The sequence below is a fragment of the Azospirillum sp. UENF 111221 genome (assembly GCF_058780625.1).
This window is the reverse complement of record NZ_JBSNCH010000005.1, coordinates 2,186,509-2,207,207: the sequence shown is the minus strand read 5'-3', so window position 1 is coordinate 2,207,207 and position 20,699 is coordinate 2,186,509. Positions and strand designations below refer to the sequence as shown.

Here is a 20,699-nt window from a genome sequence, read left to right as displayed (position 1 = left end):
CCGTCCTCATGACCCTTTCGCGATTGAAGAGCCATGACCGACGCCGACCCGACCGGACCTGAGGACGACCCCCGCACCGATCCGGCAGCCGGGCCGGCCCCCGAATCGGCCCCCGAATTGGCCGACGAGGATTCGGTCTTCCTCGACGATGCCGCCCCGGAGGACGCCCCCGAAGACGGCGCTGCCGCCGAGGAGGCGCCCGGCAGCCGCTGGACCATGCTGATCGTCGATGACGAGCCGGAGGTCCATGCGATCACCAAGCTCGTGCTGTCCGACTTCGCCTTCAAGGGCCGCAAGGCCCGCTTCCTGTCCGCCCATTCGGCGGCGGAGGCCCGGCGGATCCTGGCGCGCGAGCGCGACATCGCGCTGATCCTGCTCGACGTGGTGATGGAGACCGAGGATGCCGGCCTGCGGCTGGTCCACCACATCCGCGAAGAGCTGCAGAACCGCAACGTGCGCATCATCCTGCGCACCGGCCAGCCGGGACAGGCGCCGGAACGGGCGGTCATCCTCGATTACGACATCAACGACTACAAGGCGAAGACCCAGCTGACCGCCCAGCAGCTGTTCACCACCACGGTCGCGGCGCTCCGCTCCTACGAGGACATCGTGGCGATCGACGCCAACCGCCGTGGCCTGGAGAAGATCATCGAGGCGTCGTCGTCGCTGTTCCGCGCCCGCTCGATGAAGCTGTTCGCCGCCGGGGTTCTGACCCAGCTGTCGGGCCTGCTGGGGGTGGGGCCGGACGCCATCCTGTGCGTGCAGCGCGGCGGTGCCGGAACCCCGGGTAGCAGCAACCGGCCGGTCGAGGCCGCAACCGGCAACGGCCTCTATGTGCTGGCCGGATCTGGCCGGTTCGAGGATCTCATCAACGAACCCGCTGCGGGCCATGTCGATCCGGCGGTGCTGGCCGCGGTGACCGCCTGCCTGGAAAAGCGGGCGCATGTCTTTGCCGGCGACCATTGCACCCTCTACATCCGCACGCCGAACGACCGGGAGACGGTGGTCTACCTGCGCTCCAACCGGCCGCTGTCGGAGTTGGACCGCAAGCTGATCGAGGTGTTCTGTGGCAAGATTTCCGTTGGTTTCGACAATCTGCACCATTACGAGCAGCTTTACCGCGCCCAGCAGGGCACGCTGGCGGCGCTGGCCGATCTGGCCGAGCGCGGCCGCGGCGCGCTGACCCCCGACGGGCCTGCCAGGGATGGGGCAGCCTGCGCTGGAATGGACGCGGCTGCTGCGGAGGACGACCGGTTCAGCCGGTCGCTGCGCATCGCCGCGATCACTGAACGGATCGCCCGCCGCCTGCATGCCGACGGTCTCTTCGCCGACACGCTGGACGACTTGACGCTGGAGATCATCGGCCTCGCGGCCATTCTGCACGACATCGGCAATGCGGCGGTGAACCCGGCGATCCTGTCCAAGCCCGGCCCGCTCGATGCGGCGGAGCGCCGCGCCATGCAGGCCCATACGGTGGCCGGTGCCAGCCTGCTGAACCAGGCGAGCCATCTGGCCGACGGCCCGACCCATCTTCATCTGGGGGCGGCGGTGGCACGCTGGCACCACGAGAATTGGGATGGGACCGGCTATCCCGACGGCCGCACCGGGGCGGCGATCCCGCTGTGCGCCCGCATCGTCGCCGTTGCCGACGCCTATGACGCCATGACGCGTGACCGGCCCTATCGTCCGGCGCTGGACCGCGATCACGCCGTGGATGAAATCCGCCGGCTGGCCGGCCTGCGGTTCGACCCGGCGGTGGTCGATGCCTTCCTCGCCGTGCTGCCGGAGGTCGACCTGCCCCGTTCCGCGGCAGGACCGGCTTCCTGACGTGCCTGTTGCGGCAACGTCGCCCTCACTCGGACTTCGTTGGTCCGACAGGCCGCAATCCTACCGGCTGCACAGCGCTTCGACCGCCTGGCGCAGCGGCCCGACCTGAACCGGCTTCAGCAGCAATTCGCAGCCCATGAGCTGGGCCTCGTCGCGGCGTTCGGGCGTGCTGTCGCCGGTCAGGATGATGGCCGGGATTTGCTGCCCGGTTTCGCTGCGGACACGCTCCACCACCTCGCGTCCGGTACGGCCGGCCGGCAGGTAATGGTCGGCGATGATCAGGTTCGGCACCCGGCCCAACCCACCCAGCTGTGCCTCCAGCGCGGCGGCGCTGAGCGCCTTCACCACCTCGTACCCCCAGCCGTCCAACAAAATCGCCAGCCCCTCGACGATCGAGCGGTCGTCGTCCACCACCAGGATGAGTGGCCTGCCGGACTCCGGTTTGGTTGCCTGACCGTCTGCTGGATCAACCATAGACTTCCCCCGCTTCGTCGCTTGCAGTGTGATGGGCATTCGACTTGCCAAGGCAATGCACGCATCGCCTGTGCCGTAATCGTGACATCGAACACATCGTGGGTCCACCGGGGGCGAACAATCCTGACCCCCAACCTTCCCACAGATCAACGTCCTGGCGTCAAACATTGAATTGAAACAAACAGCCTCAGGGTTTTCCCTTAGCGAATGCACTCGAGATTCATCAATCAGCAATTCATCATATGATTGCGCGGTGAGCTATCGTGAAGGAGCCTTTCGTGAATCCTTCAGGTAGGACAAACGAAAAGGGCCCCCGCCGAAGCGGAGGCCCTGTCTCTTACATAACGGTAATTTCAACCCTTGAGGGTTTTTCTCAAGCGCGGAGATTTCCTCCGGTCGCCTTGACCACCGCAGCGACGATTTTCTGACCGACGGCTTCGATCATCTCGTCGGTCAGGGTTGCGGTGGTCGGCTGGTAGGTGACCGACACGGCGACCGATTTGCGGCCTTCACCCACTCCCGGCCCTTCATAGACGTCGAAGACTGCGACATCTTTGACCAGCGCCTTGTCGGCACCCTTGACGGCACGAAGGATCTTGTCGGCCTCCACCTTGCGGTCGATGACAAAGGCGAAATCGCGCTCCACCGGCTGGAAGGCGGAGAGCTGGACCATCGGCTTGGCGGTGCCGCCCTTCTTCTTGGGCAGCGGCACGGCGTCCAGCATCACCTCGAAGCCGACGACCGGCCCCTTGACGCCCAGCGCGTCCAGCACCGACGGATGGATCTCGCCGAAGCGGGCCATCACGGTGGGCCCGAGTCGCAGCACGCCGGACCGGCCGGGATGGTACCAGCCCGGCGCATCGGTGGTGACCTGCAGGTTGGCGGACGGGGCGCCGACCGCCTCCAGCACCGCCAGCGCATCGGCCTTGGCGTCGAACACGTCGACCCCGCGGGCCTTCTCCGACCAATGGCGCGGCACCGCCGCACCGGCGCGGATGCCAGCGGCGACCGTATCCTGCCCGTCCGGCGCCGGGGTGCGGAAGGCCGCCCCGACCTCGAACAGGCGCACGTCGGCGAAACCGCGGTCGGCATTGCGGCCGGCGGCCTGGATCAGGTTGGGCAGGACCGACGGGCGCATGACGTCGAGATCGCTGCTGATCGGGTTGACCAGCCGCAGGCCGGGCTCGCCACCGCCGAACAGCGCGGCGACCGGGCCGGACAGGAAGGACCAGGTCACCGCCTCCGACAGGCCGCGGGCGGCCAGTGTGCGCTTGGCCAGCGCGACACGGCGTTGCTTCAACGTCAGGGCCGGGCGGGTCAGCACCGTCTCGCGCGGCAGCGGCGTCGCCGGGATGGCGTCGAAGCCATGGACGCGCAGCACCTCCTCGACCAGATCGGCCTCGCCATGGACGTCGGCGCGCCAGGACGGAACGCCGACGATCAGACGGCCCTCGGCATCCTCGCCCTCAAGGGAGAAGCCAAGGTCGGTCAGGATCCGCTCCTGGCGCTCGCGCGGCAGCTCGACGCCGCCCAGCGCGGCGACGCGGCCCGGACGCAGGGTCAGCGTGCGCTTCCACTCCGGCTCGGCCCCCGCAGTCACGATCTCCGACACCTCGCCGCCGCACAGATCGAGGATCAGACGGGTCGCCCGCTCGATCCCCTCGACCACCGCGGCGGGATCGACGCCACGCTCCAGCCGGTAGCGGGCGTCCGATTCCACCCCCAGCCGGCGGCCGGTCTGAGCGGTGCGGACGGTGTCGAAAATCGCGGCTTCGAGGAAGACGTTGGTCGTCTCCTCGGTGCAGCCGGACGTCTCGCCGCCGATGATGCCGCCGAGCGCCTCGGCCCGCTCATGGTCGGCGATCACCGTCATCGCCGGGTCGAGCGGGTATTCCTTGCCGTTCAGCGCCGCCAGGGTCTCGCCCTCGCGCGCCAGCCGGACCACGATGCCACCCTTCACCTTGTCGGCATCGAAGGCATGCAGCGGGCGGGACACGTCGAAGGTGATGTAGTTGGTGATGTCGACCAGGATGGAGATCGGACGCAGGCCGATGGCGGTCAGCTTGTCCTGCAGCCACTGCGGCGACGGGCCGTTCTTCACCCCGCGGAAGTAGCGGCCGACATAATAGGGGCAGGCGTCCAGCGACTCGATCTCGACCCCGATCGGGCTCTTGAAGGAACCGGGAACCGGGGTGGCGTTCAACCGCCCCTCGGTCAGCGGCTTCAACGTGCCCATGCCGGCGGCGGCGAGGTCGCGGGCGATGCCGCGCACGCCGGCGCAGTCGGCGCGGTCGGGCGTCAGGTTGATGTCGATGACCGGATCGTTCAGCCCGGCATAGTCGGCGAAGGCGGCACCGATGGGCGCGTCGTCCGGCAGCTCGATGATGCCCTCATGCTCGTCCGACAGCTTCAGCTCGCGCTTGGAGCACATCATGCCGTTCGAACTCGACGCCACGGATGACGCCCTTCTTCAGCGTGATGTCGGAACCGGGGACATAGGTCCCTTCCGGCGCGAAGACGCCCTTCATGCCGGCGCGCGCATTCGGGGCGCCGCAGACCACCTGCAGGGTGCCGGCGCCGGTATCGACCATCAGCACGCGCAGCTTGTCGGCGTCCGGGTGCTTTTCGGCCGAGACGACATGGGCGACGCGGAAGGGCGCCAGCTCCTTCGACCGGTCTTGGATGCCTTCGACCTCGAGCCCGAGGGCGGTCAGCTTTTCCGTGATCTGGTCGAGCGAGGCGTCGGTCTCCAGATGGTCCTTCAGCCAGGACAGCGTGAACTTCATGGGTCCGGCTCCTTAGCGCGTCAGGCCGTGGGCGATGTTGGGAATGTCGAGGGCGGCGAAGCCGTAATGCTTCAGCCAGCGCAGGTCGGCTTCGAAGAAGGTGCGCAGGTCGGGGATGCCGTATTTCAGCATCGCCACGCGCTCCACCCCCATGCCGAAGGCGAAGCCCTGGTACCGGGTGCTGTCGATGCCGCAGGCTTCCAGCACGTTCGGGTGGACCATGCCGCAGCCGAGGATCTCCAGCCAGTCGCCATAATTGCCCAGCTTCAGCTCGCCGCCCTTGCGGGAGCAGCCGATATCGACCTCCGCCGACGGTTCGGTGAAGGGGAAGAAGCTGGGGCGGAAGCGCAGCGGCAAATCGTCCACGTCGAAGAAGGCGCGGCAGAACTCCACGAGGCAGCCTTTCAGGTGCCCCATGTTGGTCGCCTCGTCGATGACCAGCCCCTCGATCTGGTGGAACATCGGGGTGTGGGTCATGTCGTAGTCGGAGCGGTAGGTGCGCCCCGGCGCGATGATGCGGATCGGCGGCTTGTTGTTCAGCATGGTGCGGACCTGCACCGGGCTGGTGTGGGTGCGCAGCAGCATCTTCTTATCGCCGGCATCGGGCAGATAGAAGGTGTCGTGCATGTCGCGCGCCGGGTGGCCGGGCGGGAAGTTCAGGGCGGTGAAGTTGTGGAAATCGTCCTCGATGTCCGGCCCTTCGGCGACCGAGAAGCCCATCTCGGCGAAGATGGCGATCATCTCGTCCATCGTCTGGCTGATCGGGTGGATGCGTCCCTCGGTCTCCGGGCGGACCGGCAGGGTGACGTCGACCCGTTCGGCCTCCAGCCGGGCCTTCAGGTGGGCGGCGGCGAGGTCGGCCTTGCGCGCGTCGATGGCGGCGGCGATCTCGTCCTTCAGCGCGTTCAGCGCCTGACCGCGCTCCTTGCGCTCGTCCGGCGTGAGGTTCCCCAGCTCCTTCATGAAGCCGGTGATGCGCCCCTTCTTGCCGAGCGCGGAGACCCGCACCTCGTCCAGCGCCGAGAGGTCGGCGGCGGCGTTGACCTGCGACAGAAGTTCGTCTTTCAGCGCGTCGAGCATGGCGGTTCCCGGCAAGCGTGGGGAAGAAAACGGTGCAAAAAGAAAAAGGGAGCCGGCCCAGCGGCCCGGCTCCCTTCTCTTACAACTGACGCCGTGACGGCAAGCGTTCCCTTGAGTTCGGGGAACGCGAGGCGCGTTACGCGGCGGCCTTGGAGGCGAGCGCGGCCTGGGCCTGGTCCACCAAGGTCTTAAAGGCCTCCGGCTCGCGCGCGGCCAGATCGGACAGGACCTTGCGGTCGATCTCGATGCCGGCCAGCTTGATGCCGTTGATGAAGCGCGAGTAGGTCAAGCCGTACTGACGGACGCCGGCGTTGATGCGCTGGATCCACAGGCCGCGGAAATCGCGCTTCTTGTTGCGGCGGTCGCGGTAGGCATAACGAAGCGCCTTCTCGACCTTCTCGACCGCAATGCGGAAATTCTTGGAGTTGCGACCCCGGTAGCCCTTGGCGAGCTTCAGGATCTTGCGGTGACGGGCGTGCGTCGTGACGCCGCGCTTAACACGAGCCATGGTTCAGTCCTTCCGAAATTCTAGATGTGCCGAGATCAGGCGTTGCGCAGCCAGTTCTTCAGCACCGTGCGGGCGTTGGAGTCGCACAGGGTCATCATGCCGCGCGCGTTGCGCTTCATGTTCGGGGACTTCTGTTCCAGGCAGTGGCGCTTGTAGGCGGCCTGAGCGCGGACCTTACCCGTGGCGGTCACCTTGAAGCGCTTCTTGGCGCCGCTCTTCGTCTTCAGCTTGGGCATTTTCGTTTCCTGGGTGGAAATGAGGCGGAATTCCAACGGACGGGTGGGCATGCCCTGAGCCTTCCGGCCCAGCCTCGCCGCCCGTGGAAGGCTGCGCTTATACGCGCGGGGACGGCTGGATGCAAGGGGGATGTGGGAGTGGGTCGCGGGATGAGCGGCAAGACTTAGGATCGGGAGCCGCATGGTTTGCCGGACATCCTCCTCCTCGACCCGCACTCATGTTAGGATTTAGCACCTACCCATTTTAGCGGGAGCAGCAGATGGAACATCGGCCGAAAACTGTTTCACCCTGTTCCATCCCCCACCGGGTCGCCGGCCCACCGCCCAACCGCACCCCATGGAACAGACACGGAAAACTGTTTCACGCCGTTCCATCGCGGACACCTCCCGGCCGGCGCCCCATCCGCCCTACGCCATTCGCCGCAGCAACTTCCGCATTGCACGCCCCCGCTGGCGCATGGCCCCTGCCCGCGCTATCTTCCCGGCCATGAGCGACCGCATCCCCGACCCGCAAAAACCCGCGTCCGGTGCCGAAGGCAACTGGTTCGGCTTCACCCCCGTCGATCCGTCCGCCAAGTCCGGGCTGGTCCGCGCCGTCTTCGACAGCGTGGCGACCAACTACGACCTGATGAACGACCTGATGTCGGGCGGCATCCATCGGCTGTGGAAGGACACGCTGATGGAGATGGTGGCGCCCAAGCCGGACATGACCCTGCTCGACGTGGCGGGCGGCACCGGCGACATCGCCTTCCGCTTCCTCAAGAAGGGCGGCGGGGCCGCAGTGGTCTGCGACATCACCGAGGCGATGGTCCGGGTCGGCCGCGACCGCGCCATCGACCGCAACATCCTGTCCGGTGTGCAATGGACGGTCGGCGACGCGGAACGGCTGCCAATCGCCCCGCGCTCGGTCGACGCCTACACCATCGCCTTCGGCCTGCGCAACGTCACCCGCATCGACGAGGCGATCAGGGAGGCCCACCGGGTCCTGAAGCCCGGCGGCAAGTTCTACTGCCTGGAATTCAGCCACGTCGTGCTGCCGGTGCTGCGCGAGCTGTACGACGTCTATTCCTTCCAGGTGCTGCCCTTTATGGGCCGCGTGGTGGCGAAGGACGAGGCGAGCTACCGCTATCTGGCCGAGAGCATCCGCCGCTTCCCGCAGCAGGCCGATCTGGCCAGGCGGATCGAGGCGGCCGGCTTCGGTGCCGTGCGGGTGCGCAACCTGTCGGGCGGCATCGCCGCCATCCATTCCGGCTGGCGGATTTAAGCTCCCGTGTTCCGCATCCTGCGCAACCTGATCCGGATGGCTGTCATCGGCCGGACGGTCGCCCGTCACGACGCCCTGCCCACCAGCCTGCTCGGCACCGCCCCAGGCCTGCTCTGGCTGTGGCGCCGGGTCGCCCGCAAGGGCGTGCCCGGCCGCGAGGGCGAACGGCTGGCCCGCGCGCTGGCCGAACTCGGCCCCACCTACATCAAGCTGGGCCAGCTGCTCTCCACCCGCTCCGATCTGGTCGGCGAGCGGATGGCGGTCGATCTGGCCGAGTTGCAGGACAAGCTGCCGCCCTTCCCCGCCCATCAGGCCCGCGCCATCATCGAGGCGGAGTTCGGCCAGCCGGTCCAGGCGCTGTTCCAGAGCTTCGACGACAAGCCGGTCGCCGCCGCCTCCATCGCCCAGGTCCATTTCGCCGTTACCGCCGACGGGCAGGAGGTGGCGGTCAAGGTGCTGCGCCCGGGCATCGAGCAGGCCTTCGAGCGCGACATCGACCTGTTCTACCGGCTGGCGGCGCTCGCCCAATGGGTCCTGCCCAGGCTGAAGCGGCTGCGCCTGATCGAAATCGTCGACACCTTCGCCCGCACTTCGCGGCTGGAGATGGATCTGCGGATGGAGGCGGCCGCCGCGTCGGAGCTGGCGTCGAACTTCAAGGACGACGTCACCTTCAACGTGCCGAAGGTCGATTGGGAGCGCACCGGCGGCCGGGTGCTGACGCTGGAGCGCATCCGCGGCTTCAAGGTGGACGAGCCCGCCCGCATCTCCGCCGCCGGCTTCGACCGGGACGAGATCCTGGCGATGGCCTCGGCCAGCTTCTTCAACCAGGTCTTCCGCGACGGTTTCTTCCACGCCGACCTGCATCCCGGCAACCTGTTCATCAACGAACAGGGCACCATCACCGCCGTCGATTTCGGCATCATGGGCCGGCTGGACCGCGAGACGCGCTACTACCTCGCCGACATGCTGATCGGCTTCCTGACCGGCGATTACCGCCGGGTCGCCGTCGTGCATTTCGAGGCCGGCTACGTGCCGCGCCACCAGTCCATCGAGATCTTCACCCAGGCCTGCCGCGCCATCGGCGAGCCGTTGCAGAACAAGCCGCTGGCCGACATCTCGGTCGGCCGGCTGCTGGCCCAGCTGTTCGCCGTCACCGAACAGTTCGAGATGGAAACCCAGCCGCAACTGCTCCTTCTTCAGAAGAGCATGCTGACGGCGGAGGGCGTCGGCCGGTTGCTGAATCCCAACATCAACATGTGGGAGCTGGCCCGGCCGCTGATCGAGGAGTGGATGCGCGAGAACCGCGGACCGGAGGCGCAGTTCATCAACGATGCCGGCGCCATCCTGTCCACCGTCCGCCGCATCCCCGCCCTGGTCAGCGAGGCGGAGCGGGTAACCCGCGACATTTCGGAAGGCGGCGTGCGCCTGCACCCGCAGACCGTCCGCCAGATGCTGAACGGCTGGGAAGCCCGCCGCCGCTCGGACCGCGCCGCCCTGTGGGTGATCGCGGCCCTGCTGGCGGTGATCGCCGTCCAGATGCTGTAAGGGCCGGGACGGCGCCAAAGGGTCTTAATAACCCCGGCTGCGGTCCACCAGATTGGGGATCGGCCGGCCTTCGCGGAGCGCCGTCACCGCGGTGCCCACCTGCCCGGCGCAGAGCGACGGGTGGGTGACCCCGGCGACATGGGGGGTGACGCGGACCTTCGGATGGCGCCAGAGCGGATGGTCCGCCGGCAGCGGCTCCGTCGCGAAGACATCCAGGCTGGCACCGCGCAGATGCCCGCTCTCCAGCACATCCAGCAGGTCCGACTCGACCAGATGCCCGCCACGGGCGGCGTTGATGACCACCGCCCCCTTGGGCAGGGCGGCGAACAGCCGGGCATTCATGATGCCGCGGGTCTCGTCGGTCAGCGGCAGCAGGCAGACCAGCACATCGCACTGCGGCAGCATCGCCGCCAGCCCGTCGGGACCGGAGAAGCTCTCCACCCCCTCGATGCTCTTGGGGCTGCGGCTCCAGCCCATCAGCCGGTATTCCAGCGTCCGCAGCGTGCGGGCCGACGCCGCCCCCAACTCGCCCATCCCCAGGAAACCGACGGTCACCTCGGACGCCGGACGATGGTCCAGCTGCTCCCACCGCGTCTCGGCCTGGAGGGCGGCGTAGCGGTCCATCAGCCGGTGCCAATAGAGTACCTGGAAGACGACGTAGCCGGCCATGTCCGCCGTCAGCCCGTCCGCCACCATGCGCACCAGCGGCACGTCCGGCAGGGTCGGATCCAGCAGGATCGGCTCCACCCCGGCGCCGAGCGACACGATCAGCTTCAGGTTGGGCAGGGTCGCCAGCATTCCGGCCGGCGGCTTCCAAACCACGGCGACCTCGATGTCGGTGACGTCACCGGTCTCGGGCCAGACGCGCATCTCCAGCCCGGGAAGATGGCGGGCGATTTCCCGGCGCCAATCCTCGGCGCTGTCGCTGGCGGAGCAGAACAGAAGCGTCACGGCCGAACCCCTGCTATCTAGATTGCTGTTGGGGTGCGAACGATAGCGCCTTTCCCGAACTCCGCAAGGAAGCAAGCCCGTGCCGCGCCTGATCCTGCTGAACAAGCCCTATGGCGTGCTGCCGCAATTCACCGACGACCAGGGCCGCCCAACCCTGGCGGAGCTGGTGCCGGTGAAGGGCGTCTATGCCGCCGGCCGGCTCGACCGCGACAGCGAGGGGCTGCTGGCGCTGAGCGACGACGGCCCGCTGATCGCCCGCATCGCCTTGCCGGCCAACAAGATGCCGAAGACCTACTGGGTGCAGGTGGAAGGCGTGCCGACCGACGAGGCGCTGGAGGCGCTGCGCCGCGGCGTCACGCTGAAGGACGGCCCGACTCTGCCGGCCGAGGTGCGGCGGATGGAGGAGCCGGAGTCGCTGTGGCCGCGCGACCCGCCGGTGCGCTACCGCGCCGCCATCCCCACCAGCTGGATCGCGCTCACCATCCGCGAGGGGCGCAACCGGCAGGTCCGCCGCATGACGGCGGCCGTCGGCTTCCCCACCCTGCGGCTGATCCGCTGGGCCATCGGCGACTGGACGCTGGACGGGCTGGCACCGGGGCAGTGGCGGGAGGTCCCCCAACCGCCCGCGACACCCGACAAGGGGCCGAAGGCCCCGGCACCAACCGGCAAGCGCGGCCCTGTCAAGCCGCGCCGAACAGCTGCTCCTCGCTCAGCGCCATCACGCTCGTGGAGCCGTTGACGACGGTCGCCCGCAGCGCCGCCGCCTTCGGCAGCACATGGGTGGCGAAGAAGCGGGCGGTCAGCGGCTTGGCCGACAGGAAGGCGGTGTCGGCATCGCGCTGCGCCAGCCGCTCCGCCGCCACCTTGGCGGCGCGGGCCAGTTGCCAGCCGCCGGCGACCACGCCCATCAGCTCCAGCAGAGTCACCGACGCCGCGGCCGGCAGGCGCGGGTCCTGCTTCGCCGCGGTCAGCACCCAGGCCACCGCCTGCCTGGCCTCTTGCACCGCGGCGGTCAGCTCCGCCCCGGTGACGCGCAACGCCTCGTCCGCATGTCCGGACAGCTCGCCGCCCAGCGCCGCGATCTCGTCCAGCAGCCCGTTGGCCGTCGCCCCGCCGTCGCGCAGGAGCTTGCGGTTGATCAGGTCGTTGGCCTGTATGGCGGTCGTGCCCTCGTAGATCGTGGTGATGCGGGCATCGCGCAGGTGCTGGGCGGCCCCCGTCTCCTCGATGAAGCCCATGCCGCCATGAACCTGCACGCCGTCCGACGTCAGCTGCTGGCCGGTCTCGGTGCACCAGCCCTTGGCGATGGGCGTCAGCAGATCGACCAGCAGGGCGGCGCGGGCACGGGTGGCCTCGTCGGCATGATGGTGCGCCACGTCCACCGCGGCGGCGGCGGTGTAGAGGATGCCGCGCATCGCCTCGATCCGCGCCTTCATGCCCATCAGCAGGCGGCGGACGTCGGGATGATTGACGATGCCCTTCGACTGGCCCTCGGCCCAGCCCAGCGGCTTGCCCTGCACGCGGTCGCGGGCATAGGCCAGCGCCTGCTGATAGGCACGCTCGGCGATCGACAGGCCCTGCATGGCGACGTTCAGCCGGGCATGGTTCATCATGGCGAACATGTATTCCAGGCCGCGGTTCGGCTCGCCCACCAGGAAGCCGGTCGCCCCGCCCTCATCGCCGAAGGACAGCACGGCGGTCGGGCTGCCATGGATGCCCAGCTTGTGCTCCAGCGACACGCACTTCACCTGATTGCGGGCGCCCAGGCTGCCGTCCGGATTGACCAGGAACTTCGGCACGACGAACAGGCTGATGCCCTTCACGCCCGGAGGCGCGTCGGGCAAGCGGGCAAGCACCAGATGGACGATGTTCTCCGTCAGGTCATGGTCGCCGTAGGTGATGAAGATCTTCTGCCCGGTGACGAGGTAATGGTCGCCGTTCGGCACCGCGCGCGACCGCGTGGCGGCGAGGTCGCTGCCCGCCTGCGGCTCGGTGATGTTCATGGTGCCGGTCCACTCGCCCGAGATCATCCGGGGCAAATAGAAATCCTTCAGCGCCTCCGAGCCATAGAGCTGAACCGCGTTCACCGCCCCCTGCGTCAGCATCGGACAGAGTGCGAAGGCCATGTTGGCGGAATGCCACATCTCCTGCACCGCGGTATTCAGCAGGTTAGGCAGCCCCATGCCGCCGCGCGCCGGATCGAAGGGCAGCCCGTTCCAACCGCCTTCCACCAGCGCCTGCCATGCCGTCCCCCAGCCCTCCGCCGTGCGGGCGACGCCGTCGGCGTCGAGCCGGGCTCCCTGCACGTCACCGATGCGGTTCAGCGGCGCCAGGACATTCTCGGCAATCTTCGCCGCCTCGCCCAGGATGCTGTCCACCATGTCGGGGCTGGCATCCTCGAATCCCGGCAGTGCCGCCACGTCGGCCATGCCGGCGAGGTGGTCGAGGACGAAGCGGATCTCTTTCAGCGGCGGGGTGTAGGGGATCGCGGCGGCGGCCATGGGGGACCTCTTCGGGTAAACGGGGAAATCAACGGTGTCAGACGGCCTGCTGCAACTCCGGCAGGGCCTTGAACAGGTCGGCGACGAGGCCGTAGTCGGCGACCTGGAAGATCGGCGCCTCTTCGTCCTTGTTGATGGCGACGATCACCTTGCTGTCCTTCATGCCGGCCAGATGCTGGATCGCTCCCGAGATGCCGACGGCGACATAAAGGTCGGGTGCCACGATCTTGCCGGTCTGGCCGACCTGATAGTCGTTCGGCACGAAGCCGGCATCAACGGCGGCACGGCTGGCCCCGACGGCGGCCCCCAGCTTGTCGGCGATGGCCTCCAGCAGGTGGAAATTGTCGCCCGACTGCATGCCGCGCCCGCCGGAGATGACGATGCGGGCGGAAGTCAGCTCCGGCCGCTCCGACTTCGACAGCTCGGCCGAGACGAAGCCCGACAGACCGGGGTCCGGCGCGGTGGCGATGCTCTCGACCGCGCCGCTGCCGGTGGCGGGCGCCGCCTCGAAGGCTGTGGTGCGGACGGTGATCACCTTGACCGGGTCGGCCGACTGCACGGTGGCGATGGCGTTGCCGGCATAGATCGGCCGCTCGAAAACATCGGCGGCGACCACGGCGGTGATCTCGGAGATCATCGCCACGTCGAGCAGCGCCGCGACGCGCGGCAGTACGTTCTTGCCCACCGAGGTGGCGGCGGTGAGGACATGGCTGTAGCCGGGGGCGAGCGACACCAGCAGGGCCGCGACCGGTTCGGCCAGCGCATGCTCATAGGCGGCATCGTCGGCGAGCAGCACCTTGGCAACGCCGGCCAGCTTCGCGGCCTGCTCCGCGGCCGGGGCAGCGTTGCGGCCGGCGACCAGGAGGTGGACATCGCCGCCAAGCTTGCTGGCTGCGGTCACCGCATGGGCGGTGGCGGGCTTGAGGCTGGCGTTGTCGTGGTCGGCAAGGATCAGGATGGGCATGGGGCGGTTCCTCTGTCGGGCGGGTGTGGGGAGTGCGGGCACGGGGCCGGCGCTCAGATCACCCGCGCCTCGGTCTTCAGCTTGTCGACCAGGGCGGCGACGTCCGGCACCTTGATGCCGGCCTGACGCTTGGCCGGCTCGGCGACCTTGACCGTCTTCAGGCGCGGCTTGACGTCGACGCCCAGGCTGTCCGGCGTGATGGTTTCCAGCGGCTTCTTCTTCGCCTTCATGATGTTGGGCAGCGAAGCATAGCGCGGCTCGTTGAGGCGCAAATCGGCAGTGACCACCACCGGCAGCTTCAGCGATACGACCTCAAGTCCGCCATCGATCTCGCGGGTCACGGCGACGGCATCGCCCGCCGGGGCAACCTTCGAGGCGAAGGTGCCCTGGCCCCAGCCGAGCAGCGCCGCCAGCATCTGGCCGGTCTGGTTGCAGTCGTCGTCGATGGCCTGCTTGCCGAGGATGACGAGGCCGGGGGCCTCCTTCTCGACCAGCGCCTTCAGCACCTTGGCGACGGCCAGCGGTTCGGTCGTCACGTCGGTCTGCACCAGGATGGCGCGGTCGGCGCCCATCGCCAGCGCCGTGCGCAGCGTCTCCTGGGCCTGTGCCGGGCCGATGGAGACCACCACGATCTCGGTCGCCTTTCCGGCTTCCTTGAGACGGACCGCCTCTTCGACGGCAATCTCGTCGAAGGGGTTCATCGAGAACTTCACGTTCGACGTCTCGACCCCGGACTGGTCGGTCTTCACCCGGATCTTGACGTTGTAGTCGACGACGCGCTTCACGGCGCAGAGGATCTTCATGGCGCGGGTCCCTTTGGAAATGGGCGGCGTGCAGGCATGGGACGGTCTTGCCCCGCTCTCTCCCCCGTCAGATGGGGGCGAGAGCGGGCGCTTTGGCCGACATGCAGGTAAGGGTCAGGGAAAGGGCAATGCGCCCCGCCCCTTACAGACCCTCGGTCTGCTTGCGCAGGACGTATTTCTGGATCTTGCCCGTCGAGGTCTTCGGCAGCGGGCCGAACACCACCGTGCGCGGGCATTTGAAGTGGGCCATGTGCGACCGGCAGAAGGCGATGATGTCGGCCTCGGTTGCGGTGGCGCCGTCCTTCAGCGTGACGAAGGCGCAGGGCGTCTCGCCCCACTTCTCGTCATGACGGGCGACGACCGCGGCCTCCAGCACCTCGGGGTGCTTGTAGAGGACATCCTCCACCTCGATGGACGAGATGTTCTCGCCGCCGGAGATGATGATGTCCTTCGAGCGGTCCTTGATCTCGACATAGCCGTCCTCATGCCAGACGGCGAGGTCGCCGGTGTGGAACCAGCCGCCGGCAAAGGCCTCTTCGGTCGCCTTGGGGTTCTTCAGATAGCCCTTCATGACGTTGTTGCCGCGCATCATGATCTCGCCCATCGTCCGGCCGTCCTTCGGCACCGGCTCCAGCGTGAAGGGATCGGCGACGACCACCGCCTCCAGCATCGGGCCGCGCACGCCCTGGCGCGCCTTGATCGCCGCCTTCTCGTCCAGCGACAGGCCGTCCCAGCGGTCGTGCCAGACGCAGACCACGGTCGGTCCGTAGCATTCGGTCAGGCCGTAGACATGGGTGACTTCCCAGCCCATGCGCTCCATCCCGGCGATGACGGCGGCGGGCGGGGCAGCACCCGCGACCATCACCTTGACCTTCTGCTCGATGCCCTGCTTCAGCTCGGCCGGGGCATTGTTCAGCATGTTGAGGACGATGGGCGCGCCGCAGAAGTTGGTCACCCGCTCGTCGCGGATCAGCGTCAGCACGGCGTCGGGGCGGACCTGACGCAGACACACGGCGGTACCGGCGGTGACCGCGATGGTCCAGGGGAAGCACCAGCCGTTGCAGTGGAACATCGGCAGGGTCCACAGATACACGGGCGCATCGCCCATGTTCCAGGACAGCGCGTTCGACACCGCGTTCAGGTAGGCGCCGCGGTGGTGATAGACGACGCCCTTCGGGTTGCCGGTGGTGCCGGAGGTGTAGTTCAGTGCGATGGCCTGCCATTCGTCGGCCGGCAGGGTCCAAGGGTGTTCGGCACCGACATCGCTGATGAAGGCCTCGTAATCGCGGTCGCCGATCAGTTCGCCGCCGCTGTAGGTCGGATCGTCGATATCCACCACCGGAATCGGCGCGTCGAGCAGAGCCAGCGCCTTCTTCGCGACCCCGGAGAACTCGCGGTCGACTATCAGGATCTTCGCCTCGCCATGCTTCAGGATGAAGGCGATGGCCTCCGCGTCCAGGCGGGTGTTGACAGCATTCAGCACGGCGCCGGCCAGCGGCACGCCGAAATGGGCCTCGAACAGTTCCGGCGTGTTGGCGGCCAGCATGGCGACGGTGTCGCCGGTGCCGATCCCCACATTCGCCAGCGCCGCGGCCAGACGGCGCACGCGGACGAAGGTCTCGGCCCAGGTCCGCCGGACCGGGCCATGGACGACGGCCAGCCGGTCGGGCCACACGGCGGCGGCGCGCTCCAGGAAGGTCAGCGGCGTCAGGGCGACGAAATTGGCAGCGTTGCGGTCGAGGTTTCGCTCGTACGGGTTTACGCTGGCATCGACGCTTTGAGTCGCTGCGGCGGCAGTTTCACTCATCGGACCGTTCTCCCCAGGGGTTCTTTGTTGCGCGCCGGCATTGGGCGCGGCGGTGTTGGAAACAGCCTGTACCAGATCAGCTTTGCGCAACTTTCTCAGGATTATGACCAATTGTTATTGAGGTTGTTGCGGCGCAAACGCAGGGGTGGCGCCACTTTCAGCGCAGCCAGCTCACGTCGCCGGCAAACAGGTAGCCGGCACCATAGACCGTCTTGATCAGCCGCGGCGCGCGGGGATCCTCCTCGATTTTCTTGCGGATGCGCGAGATGCGGACGTCGATGCTGCGGTCGTAGGGGAAATCGTCGCGATCCTGATCCGGGCCCTGGAGATGCTCGCGCGACAGCACGCGCTTGGGCGCCTTCAGCAGCATCAGCAGAAGCGAGGCCTCCGCCGCGGTCAGGCTCTCCTGCCGGCCATCGTCGGCGGTCAGCGTCAGGTTGCCGAGATCGAACACCCAGGGACCGAAGCGCGCCCGTGCGGTGTCCGCTGCGGCAGTCGCTCCGGCCAGCTGCTCGCGGCGGCGGATGGCGCTGTTGACGCGGGCGACCAGCTCCCGCGGCTCGAACGGCTTCACGATGTAATCGTCGGCGCCAAGCTCCAGCCCCAGCACCCGGTCGGAGGTGCCGCCGCGCCCGGACAGGATGATGACGCCGAAGCGCACATCCTCCCACAGCTCGCGCACCAGGGTCAGACCGTCCATGTCCGGCAGTCCGAGATCGACCAGACAGAGGTCGGGGGCCTGACGCTGGATCGCCGTCCGCGCCTCCCGCCCGCTGGCCCAGCCGGTCACCTCATAGCCGTAGCTCTCCAGCACCTCCGTCACCAGCCGCCGGATGTCGGCCTCGTCCTCGATCACATAGATGCGCTTCTTCTGTCCCACGCGCGTTTCCCCTCGGCACTCGTCGCCCTGCTTTTTTCCAGGTGCGTTCTATTGGGTGCGTTCTATTTGCCCGATTGTATCAGGCCGGCGCGGGTTCGGCGGCGTGGCCGATGGCCGCCACCAGGTCCCGCTTGTCCCATGGCTTGCGCAGTATGACGGCATCGGCGGGAACGTCGCCATACTCGACAGCGAATCCACTGACCAGAACCACCCGCATGGCCGGGCGCAGCAGCCGGGCGCGCCGAGCCAGTTCCACCCCCGACAGGCCGGGCATCACGATGTCGGAGACCAGCAGCGACAGCCCGTCGATCTGCTCCACCAGCTCCGCCGCCTCGTCGCCACTCGCAGCCTCCACCACCGAGAAGCCGAGGTCGACCAGCTGCTGCCGCATCACCTGCCGGACATCGTCATTGTCCTCCGCCACCAGCGCCAGCTGGCCGGACCAGCCTCCGGGCTGCGGTTCGGCCGTTGCCGTTTCGGCCTCCTGCAGGCGGGGCACCGGTTCGGCACGCGGCAGCAGCAGGGTAACGGTCGTCCCCTCCTCCGGCCGGCTGTCGATGCGCAGATAGCCGCGCGACTGCTTGACGAAGCCGTAGACCATCGACAGCCCCAGGCCGGAGCCGAGGGCCTTCGTCGTGAAGAAGGGCTCAACCGCGCGGGCCAACGCCTCAGGCGTGAAGCCGGTGCCGGTGTCGGTGACACGGATTTCCAGATAATCGTCGGGCCGGACCGGCTCGTCGAAGGACTGATCGCCCTCCAGCTTGCGGATGCCGACCGCGATGTCGAGCCGACCGCCAATGGGCATGGCGTCGCGCGCGTTGATGGCGAGGTTGACCAGCGCGTTCTCCAGCTGGGTCTGGTCGGCTATGGTCCAGCAGTCCCGCCCCTCCTCCGGCACGCCGATGGCGATGGAACTGGGGAAGGAGCGGCGCAGCAGAACCGCCATGTCGCGCAAGAGGCCGCAAAGCTCGATCGGCTCCGGCTTCAGCGGCTGCTGGCGGGAGAAGGCGAGCAGGCGGGCGGTGATGTCGGCACCACGGCGGCCGGCGCGCTGGGCCGGCTCCAGATAGGCGTCGAGCCCCTCCACCGCCGCGTAGCGGTCGCGCGCCGCCGACAGGTTGCCGATGATGATCGACAGCAGGTTGTTGAAGTCGTGCGCCAGTCCGCCGGACAGCTGGCCGACCGCCTTCAGCCGCTGCGCCTCCACCAGCTGGCGCTCGGTCTGCTTCTCGTCGGTGACGTCGAGGGTCAGGACGAACAGGCCGGTGACCGCGCCCTCCTCGCCCAAGCCATGCACCCGGCCCTCCCCGCGGTGGGGAATGAGTGTGGTCTTGGTCACCATCTCGCGCCCGTCGCGCGGGAAGGCGTATTCGAAGGTGACCACCTCCCCCGACAGGCAGCGGTCCAGATGGGGACGCAACGCCGCCATCGCCCGACGACCGACGACCGACGCCAAGTCACGGCCGATGACCGACGCCTTGTCGCGACCGACCAGGTCTGCCCAGCGCAGGTTGGCGAAGGTCAGCCGACCGTCGCGGTCCAGTCCGGCGATGCTGGCGGGGATCGCATCCAGGATCACGCGCTGCCGGGTCTCCGCCTCCGCCAATGCGGCGGTGCGGTCGCGCACCCGGCTGTCCAGCGTGGCGACGGTGTCGCGCAGCTGGCGCACCATGCCGTCGAAGGAGGCGGCCAGCAGGCCGATCTCGTCGCCGCGGCGGATGCCGCTCTGGGCACCGAGGTCGCCGGCCCTCACCTGCACCGCGGTGTCGGCCAGCCGGCGCAGCGGCCGCACCAGCCGCCCGACCGCGATGTAGCCCAGCAGGCTTCCCGCCGCCATCAGCGCCATGCCGATGGCGAGGATGCGGTTGCCCAGCACCACCGACGACCGCCGCAGCTCGTCGACATAGACCGACGAGGCGATGTACCAGTCGAACCCCTCGAAATGCCGGACCCAGCTGATCTTCTCGTAGGCGTAGTTGCCGGGATCGTCGGGCTTGTCCCACAGATAGGTCAGCGGCTCCCCCTTTGCCGCGGCGACCTTCAAATCCTCGGCGATGGGACGGCCGGTGGCGGAGTTCAGCCGGTCGCCGAAGGCCGTGCCCTCGATGTTCGAATTCGGGTGGATGATCATCCGGTTCGCCGAATCGAAGATATAGAGATAGCCGGTGCGGGCGATCCGCAGCTTGCGCAGGGCCTGGCGCAGATCCTCGATGGCGTCGGCCTTGCGCCGCTCCACCTCGGCATCGACATCGGCCAGATAGGCGCCGGTGCCGACGATGATGCCACGCCTGGGCAAATCCTTGAAGAAGCTGAGCTTCGGCGCCCGCTCGTCGCCGTTCGGCCGCCACCACGGATAGGTCTGGAACCCCTCCCCCTCGCGCTTGGCGGTGGCGACAATGGTGGGCAGGATGTGGCGGCCCAGATTGTCGCGCAGATCGTCGGCCTTGCGCCCCTGATAGTCCGGCGAGGGGTGCGACAGGATCACCGAATCGTAGCCGATGGCCCACACATAGTCGCCGTTGCCGTAGCGGAAGGCGTGCAGCCCCTCCATCGCTTCGCGCCTCGCCTGCTCCATCGTGATCTCGCCGCGGTCTGCGCGGGCATAGACATGCTCGATATAGCCGACCGCCAGCTCCAGCACGTCGCGCAGCCGGGTCTTGTAGGAATCGACGGTCGCCACCCGCTGCTCCTCCAGCCCGCCGCGGATGCGGCTGACCAGTTCAAACACGTTGTCGAGGATGGTGCGGCTGGCGTCGCGTTCGATCTCGTAGGCCTTCTCCTCGATGAAGGGGACCGAGAAGACGTAGGCCGCCGCGGAGAACAGCCCGAGCGAGACCAGGATCGCCGAGAACAGCCGGAGGAACAGGGGCGAACGGATCATTTTCCGGGCGGGGGTGGCGGAATGCGGGGGCGATGGAATCCTCGCCATCATTCCAGCTTCACCGCCGCGGCTCAACGCGAATCAGTGGGATTGTTGCCTGAATTACCCTGAAACAATTCGTCATATTTCCGGGAAATTTGCGAAACAGTGTTTTGTTAGCCGGAAGGACATAAGCCCAAACAGGGCGACACA

15 protein-coding genes and 1 pseudogene are annotated in these 20,699 nt (G+C 67.9%); 4 read left to right on the top strand and 12 right to left on the bottom strand.

Features of this window, described 5'->3' with window-relative positions:
• Positions 1-33 precede the first annotated feature (33 nt).
• Positions 34-1,827, top strand: a complete 1,794-nt coding sequence (locus ACWPN3_RS25145) for a DUF3369 domain-containing protein (RefSeq protein WP_492261801.1) — start codon at positions 34-36, stop codon at positions 1,825-1,827.
• Between the two features lie 60 nt (positions 1,828-1,887).
• Here ACWPN3_RS25145 and ACWPN3_RS25140 read toward each other — a convergent pair whose 3' ends face one another.
• The 5 genes and pseudogenes from ACWPN3_RS25140 to rpmI form a co-directional block, all read right to left on the bottom strand.
• Positions 1,888-2,241 (bottom strand): response regulator, encoded by a 354-nt coding sequence (locus ACWPN3_RS25140; RefSeq protein WP_247873383.1) that lies wholly within the window; start codon positions 2,239-2,241, stop codon positions 1,888-1,890.
• A gap of 433 nt (positions 2,242-2,674) precedes the next feature.
• Positions 2,675-5,087 (bottom strand): annotated as a pseudogene (gene pheT, locus ACWPN3_RS25135) (phenylalanine--tRNA ligase subunit beta).
• Positions 5,088-5,099: 12 nt separating this feature from the next.
• Positions 5,100-6,167: a phenylalanine--tRNA ligase subunit alpha gene (gene pheS, locus ACWPN3_RS25130; protein WP_109448541.1), complete on the bottom strand. Its 1,068-nt coding sequence runs from the start codon at positions 6,165-6,167 to the stop codon at positions 5,100-5,102.
• Between the two features lie 136 nt (positions 6,168-6,303).
• Positions 6,304-6,675, bottom strand: coding sequence for a 50S ribosomal protein L20 (rplT, locus tag ACWPN3_RS25125; RefSeq protein WP_098740681.1), 372 nt, complete (start codon positions 6,673-6,675; stop codon positions 6,304-6,306).
• Positions 6,676-6,710: 35 nt separating this feature from the next.
• Positions 6,711-6,911, bottom strand: coding sequence for a 50S ribosomal protein L35 (gene rpmI / locus ACWPN3_RS25120; RefSeq protein WP_012975158.1), 201 nt, complete (start codon positions 6,909-6,911; stop codon positions 6,711-6,713).
• Positions 6,912-7,398: 487 nt separating this feature from the next.
• Here rpmI and ACWPN3_RS25115 point away from each other — a divergent pair, with 487 nt between their 5' ends.
• Positions 7,399-8,175 carry a class I SAM-dependent methyltransferase gene (locus ACWPN3_RS25115; RefSeq protein WP_492239903.1) on the top strand — a complete coding sequence of 259 codons (777 nt, stop codon included), beginning with the start codon at positions 7,399-7,401 and terminating at the stop codon, positions 8,173-8,175.
• A 6-nt stretch (positions 8,176-8,181) separates the two neighbouring features.
• Positions 8,182-9,720, top strand: a complete 1,539-nt coding sequence (gene ubiB, locus ACWPN3_RS25110) for a 2-polyprenylphenol 6-hydroxylase (RefSeq protein ID WP_492239902.1) — start codon at positions 8,182-8,184, stop codon at positions 9,718-9,720.
• A 24-nt stretch (positions 9,721-9,744) separates the two neighbouring features.
• Here the strand turns inward: ubiB and ACWPN3_RS25105 are convergent, their stop codons facing one another.
• The gene (locus ACWPN3_RS25105) at positions 9,745-10,671 is read right to left on the bottom strand and encodes a 2-hydroxyacid dehydrogenase (protein ID WP_492239901.1); all 927 of its coding nucleotides are present in this window, start codon (positions 10,669-10,671) and stop codon (positions 9,745-9,747) included.
• Between the two features lie 79 nt (positions 10,672-10,750).
• Between ACWPN3_RS25105 and ACWPN3_RS25100 the strand changes: the two genes are divergently transcribed.
• A complete protein-coding gene (locus ACWPN3_RS25100) occupies positions 10,751-11,410 on the top strand; it encodes a pseudouridine synthase (protein ID WP_492239900.1) in 660 nt (219 codons plus the stop codon).
• Here the strand turns inward: ACWPN3_RS25100 and ACWPN3_RS25095 are convergent.
• The 6 genes from ACWPN3_RS25095 to ACWPN3_RS25070 all read right to left on the bottom strand — a co-directional run bounded on the left by ACWPN3_RS25095 (position 11,352) and on the right by ACWPN3_RS25070 (position 20,507).
• Complete coding sequence (locus ACWPN3_RS25095) at positions 11,352-13,172, bottom strand: acyl-CoA dehydrogenase C-terminal domain-containing protein (RefSeq protein ID WP_492261800.1); 1,821 nt, start codon at positions 13,170-13,172, stop codon at positions 11,352-11,354. The genes ACWPN3_RS25100 and ACWPN3_RS25095 overlap by 59 nt on opposite strands.
• Positions 13,173-13,209: 37 nt before the next feature.
• Positions 13,210-14,136 carry an electron transfer flavoprotein subunit alpha/FixB family protein gene (locus ACWPN3_RS25090; protein ID WP_492239899.1) on the bottom strand — a complete coding sequence of 309 codons (927 nt, stop codon included), beginning with the start codon at positions 14,134-14,136 and terminating at the stop codon, positions 13,210-13,212.
• Between the two features lie 53 nt (positions 14,137-14,189).
• A complete protein-coding gene (locus ACWPN3_RS25085) occupies positions 14,190-14,939 on the bottom strand; it encodes an electron transfer flavoprotein subunit beta/FixA family protein (RefSeq protein ID WP_492239898.1) in 750 nt (249 codons plus the stop codon).
• A gap of 142 nt (positions 14,940-15,081) precedes the next feature.
• A complete protein-coding gene (locus ACWPN3_RS25080; RefSeq protein WP_492239897.1) occupies positions 15,082-16,746 on the bottom strand; it encodes an acyl-CoA synthetase in 1,665 nt (554 codons plus the stop codon).
• A gap of 157 nt (positions 16,747-16,903) precedes the next feature.
• Positions 16,904-17,626: a response regulator transcription factor gene (locus ACWPN3_RS25075; protein ID WP_109095822.1), complete on the bottom strand. Its 723-nt coding sequence runs from the start codon at positions 17,624-17,626 to the stop codon at positions 16,904-16,906.
• Positions 17,627-17,705: 79 nt separating this feature from the next.
• The gene (locus ACWPN3_RS25070) at positions 17,706-20,507 is read right to left on the bottom strand and encodes a cache domain-containing protein (RefSeq protein WP_492261799.1); all 2,802 of its coding nucleotides are present in this window, start codon (positions 20,505-20,507) and stop codon (positions 17,706-17,708) included.
• Positions 20,508-20,699 lie beyond the last annotated feature (192 nt).

Bases quoted from the DNA above. Each gene is read 5' to 3' on its own strand.
- ACWPN3_RS25145 (WP_492261801.1), top strand. From the start codon at position 34: ATGACCGACGCCGACCCGACCGGACCTGAGGACGACCCCCGCACCGAT.
- pheS (WP_109448541.1), bottom strand. From the start codon at position 6,167: ATGCTCGACGCGCTGAAAGACGAACTTCTGTCGCAGGTCAACGCCGCC.
- rplT (WP_098740681.1), bottom strand. From the start codon at position 6,675: ATGGCTCGTGTTAAGCGCGGCGTCACGACGCACGCCCGTCACCGCAAG.
- rpmI (WP_012975158.1), bottom strand. From the start codon at position 6,911: ATGCCCAAGCTGAAGACGAAGAGCGGCGCCAAGAAGCGCTTCAAGGTG.
- ACWPN3_RS25115 (WP_492239903.1), top strand. From the start codon at position 7,399: ATGAGCGACCGCATCCCCGACCCGCAAAAACCCGCGTCCGGTGCCGAA.
- ACWPN3_RS25095 (WP_492261800.1), bottom strand. From the start codon at position 13,172: ATGGCCGCCGCCGCGATCCCCTACACCCCGCCGCTGAAAGAGATCCGC.
- ACWPN3_RS25090 (WP_492239899.1), bottom strand. From the start codon at position 14,136: ATGCCCATCCTGATCCTTGCCGACCACGACAACGCCAGCCTCAAGCCC.
- ACWPN3_RS25085 (WP_492239898.1), bottom strand. From the start codon at position 14,939: ATGAAGATCCTCTGCGCCGTGAAGCGCGTCGTCGACTACAACGTCAAG.
- ACWPN3_RS25080 (WP_492239897.1), bottom strand. From the start codon at position 16,746: ATGAGTGAAACTGCCGCCGCAGCGACTCAAAGCGTCGATGCCAGCGTA.
- ACWPN3_RS25070 (WP_492261799.1), bottom strand. From the start codon at position 20,507: ATGATCCGTTCGCCCCTGTTCCTCCGGCTGTTCTCGGCGATCCTGGTC.